Source organism: Streptomyces bambusae (assembly GCF_019400985.1).
Classification (GTDB): domain Bacteria; phylum Actinomycetota; class Actinomycetes; order Streptomycetales; family Streptomycetaceae; genus Streptomyces; species Streptomyces bambusae_A.
Genome location: NZ_WTFF01000664.1, coordinates 1 through 1,131, shown reverse-complemented (window position 1 = coordinate 1,131; position 1,131 = coordinate 1). Strand labels below are relative to the sequence as shown.

1 protein-coding gene is annotated in these 1,131 nt (G+C 75.3%); it reads right to left on the bottom strand.

Annotated elements, in window-relative coordinates:
* Positions 1-136: 136 nt before the first annotated feature.
* Positions 137-1,131: AAA family ATPase (locus tag GPJ59_RS36415; RefSeq protein WP_258025450.1), on the bottom strand; the 995-nt coding region annotated here is incomplete at its 5' end.

Here is a 1,131-nt window from a genome sequence, read left to right as displayed (position 1 = left end):
AATCGAAGCCCGCGCGCGTTCGGGGGGGCAGGAGATGTGTAAAACAAGACAGGGCCAACCCCGCCCGGCCCGGCCCCCCCCCCGCCGCCTGCGGGGGGGGGGGCCCCCCCCCGGACGCCGCGGCCGCACCCCCCGCCTACACCGGGGGCGGCCCCGGCCGCCCCCGGTCGGCCGGCCCCCGCCCCGACAGCACCTCCCCGTACGCCTGCATCAGATCCGGCAGCCGCAGCGTCGCCAGGTCCTCCCGGGACAGCGTGCCCGCGTAGCCGGCCAGCCGCAGGTCCCGGTAGGCGCAGCTCTTCTCGTACAGGGTGCGCAGGAACCGGCCGTTGCCCAGCTCGTCGATCCAGCCCTGCTCCACCACGTGCTCGCTGATGCTGCGCAGCTCCTCCAGGGCCTCCTCGTCCCACCGGTCCCCGTCGGCGTCGGCCAGCACCTCGCCGATCGCCGTCAGCTCCGGCGGACGGTAGCTGGGGAAGTCCACCCGGGTGGTGAAGCGCGAGGACAGCCCGGGATTCGCGGCGAGCAGCCGGTCCATGCCCGCCGGATAGCCCGCGAGGATCACCACCAGGTGGTCCCGGTTGTCCTCGGCCCGCTTGAGCAGCACCTGGAGGGCCTCGTCGCCGTACGCGTCGCCCTTGCTGTACCCGGAGTTCGACAGGCTGTACGCCTCGTCCACGAACAGCACCCCGCCGATCGCCGAATCGATCAGCTCGTTGGCCTTCACCGCGGTCTGCCCGAGGAACTCGCCCACCAGGTCCGCCCGCTGCGCCTCCACCAGATGGTCCCCGCCGAGCAGCCCCAGCGCGTAGAAGACCCGGCCCAGGATCCGGGCCACCGTGGTCTTGCCGGTGCCCGAGGGGCCCGAGAAGACGAAGTGGCGTTTCGGCGGCTGCACCGGCAGCCCCTGCCCGGCCCGTAGCCGGGCCATGTGCAGCTGCGCCGACAGCGCCTTCACCTGCCGCTTCACCGGCTCCAGGCCCACCATCCGCTCCAGCTCGGCCAGCGCCTCGGCCAGCAGCTCAGGGTCCGAGGGCCCGGCCGGCAGCCCGGCGGGCATCCCCTGCGCCGGCAACGACGCCCGGCGCCGGGCGCCCTCCGGCCGGCCCGGCCCCCGGCCCCGCCCCCCCC